This is a genomic window from Picosynechococcus sp. NKBG042902 (assembly GCF_963864045.1).
Classification (GTDB): domain Bacteria; phylum Cyanobacteriota; class Cyanobacteriia; order Cyanobacteriales; family MRBY01; genus MRBY01.
On sequence record NZ_CAWLTV010000019.1, the window covers coordinates 1 to 2300 of the forward strand.

General features: G+C 41.4%; 4 protein-coding genes. All 4 read left to right on the forward strand.

Annotation, left to right across the window (positions count from 1 at the left end; genetic code table 11):
• A partial coding sequence (locus AACR41_RS00125) for a protein rep (protein WP_216627678.1) occupies positions 1-577 on the forward strand: 577 nt, incomplete at its 5' end.
• Positions 578-1125: 548 nt separating this feature from the next.
• Complete coding sequence (locus AACR41_RS00130) at positions 1126-1449, forward strand: hypothetical protein (RefSeq protein WP_030008343.1); 324 nt, start codon at positions 1126-1128, stop codon at positions 1447-1449.
• Between the two features lie 3 nt (positions 1450-1452).
• Positions 1453-1752: a hypothetical protein gene (locus tag AACR41_RS00135; protein WP_030008344.1), complete on the forward strand. Its 300-nt coding sequence runs from the start codon at positions 1453-1455 to the stop codon at positions 1750-1752.
• A gap of 123 nt (positions 1753-1875) precedes the next feature.
• A partial coding sequence (locus AACR41_RS16480; RefSeq protein WP_161768761.1) for a protein rep occupies positions 1876-2300 on the forward strand: 425 nt, incomplete at its 3' end.

Consider the following 2300-nt stretch of genomic DNA (forward strand, 5'->3'; position numbering starts at 1 on the left):
AACTAGAAATAATGGATACTGTGAATTATCCAAAGCCGAGGGCGGAGTGATGTCCTATGAGTTTACGAAAAGTAAGCAGGGCTGGCATCCTCACGTTCATATGATGCTACTTATAGATCCAAAAAATCCAATAGACTTTGATAAAAGTAAACCGAAGAAAAGTTTATTGAGTCAGGAATGGAAAGAGATAACAGGGGATAGTTTTATTGTTGACTGTCGTCCTATTGAAGGGATTAAAGGATTTGTCGAAGTTTTTAAATATGCTCTCAAATTTTCTAAACTAAGTCCTAGTGATAATTGGTTGGCTTATGAGATTCTCCGTGGCCGCCGTCTAGTTTCTAGTTTTGGTTTATTTCGTGGGGTTAAAATTCCTGAAAATCTCCTAGATGACCCACTGGCAGATTTACCCTACATTGAGCTTTTCTATAAATTTATGGGATCTTTTTATAATCTCGCTGAGATTAATGATTCTGAATGCGATTCTGAAGTTGATCTTAATCTGGCAGATAATAACACCAGCTCCCGCCTGGAAAAAGCGAAGCGCCAGGCGGGCCATCAATTATCTAAAGAAGCTTGAATATCTTCCATGAATTCCCTGGCTTTTTGCCATCGTGGTGAGCTGCTACTTGCCTGTTGAATTTTCTCGTCCCAATCTTTGATTACCTGTAACAGATTTTCTATAGAGTCTATTTTATCTGCAATATCACGCGATACCCTCTTGACTACCGTCGCTGAGGGTTTATTGCTTTTAGGTCTACCAGCTCCCTTTCGTTTTCCACCTCTACCCATAAAAAATACCTCTTTGAATAACTGTTACAACTATTCTAACAGATACTTTGATTATTTGTTACAGATATTCTAAAAAGCTTATATTATAAGACTATAGGCTGATGCAGTCTTGAGCTTTTCTGAGTGAAGTCCCTTACAACTAGAACGCCGTAGGGAAGCCTTGACCACTGTGCCACCCTGCGAAAGGACAAGCGACAGAAAGCTTTTGTTTTCAGTCTCTCGCTATCTTCGCTTGTCCCGCAGTCGTGAACAGCACAGTGAGTCAAGGTCGTTCGGTGGAGCTAAACATAGAGTATGATGTGAGAAACAAATCTTTCAGCGATTCAAATAATAATCATGAAAAGTAATTTTTCTGCTGAACCATCTACTTACGACCTTTTAAGGGCTGCTACTAAGGGTTCTCTAAAAAGTTCCTCTCGTTTTGCTGGCCGCCGTCTATCTGTGAATTTAGACGTCTTCTCTTGTTCTCTAGTGGAGGAGCTTGCTGAACGCAGTGACATATCTCAGTCCCAAGTTGTCTTAATGATGATTGAACTTGCTTGGCAAACCTATGCTGAAAAGCTTGAGTCAGATGACCCACAGCTTCTTGACGAGTTTGCTGAAGCCTTACATAACCGTCAACTTAACTTATTGGGTCTGTCTGAACCTCTGGAGGCTTAAATAATGCTGTATCTACAAGGCCAAGTTATTAATTGCTTCCAAGCCCCCAAAGGCACGCTCAAAGATGGCACTGAGTACGGGGGACAAGCCAAGATTCAAATCATGGGGGATATCGCCCTTAAAAACGGGGAATACCGCAAGGAATTGCTTACCCTTAGCTGTGATGCTGGTCTGTTCTCTGGATTGGAGGGGCAAAACATCGTGATTCCCGTCGGCGTGATGGCCACTGGTAAGGCGATCGCCTACTTCATCCCCAAGGGTTCAAAACCGCGTGTCAGCAGCCAAAAAACACCTATTACTTGATACATAGAACTAAAGTGACCCCTCATGTCCTACTCAAAAAGGACAAAACCCTTACCACTCAATAGTTTGACCGCTTCCGAGGATAAGAGTTTTGTCGAGAGTTTGGACGGTGCTTCAGAATCCATGCCTGCTCGCATCGAACGGTACGGGCGGGCTAGGTCAAGAGCACTTACACAACTCAATTTTATAAAGTCTTGTGCTAAGTCTGCCGACGTCCTGGACAGAGACCGTCTTGACTCTCTGATTCTTAGAATTCAAAATTGTGGAAATTTCCTGATTTTTCGCAATTACTACACTGTCAATCAAATTAAACTGACTTCAGCTAGTTTCTGTAAGTCCCACTTACTCTGTCCTCTTTGTGCTATTAGACGAGCTTCAAAATTTCTTCAAGCATATTTGGAAAGATTGGAGATAATTCAAGAAAGTCATCCTCATCTACAGCCATATCTGGTTACTTTGACTATCAAGAATGGTGATGACTTAGCTGAACGTTTTGAGCATCTTCATTGTTCAATAAGAAATTATTTAAAGAGAAGAAGAAAATCTTT

Excerpts from the sequence above, each read along its gene's own strand:
- AACR41_RS00130 (WP_030008343.1), top strand. The coding sequence starts at position 1,126 with ATGAAAAGTAATTTTTCTGCTGAACCATCTACTTACGACCTTTTAAGG.
- AACR41_RS00135 (WP_030008344.1), top strand. The coding sequence starts at position 1,453 with ATGCTGTATCTACAAGGCCAAGTTATTAATTGCTTCCAAGCCCCCAAA.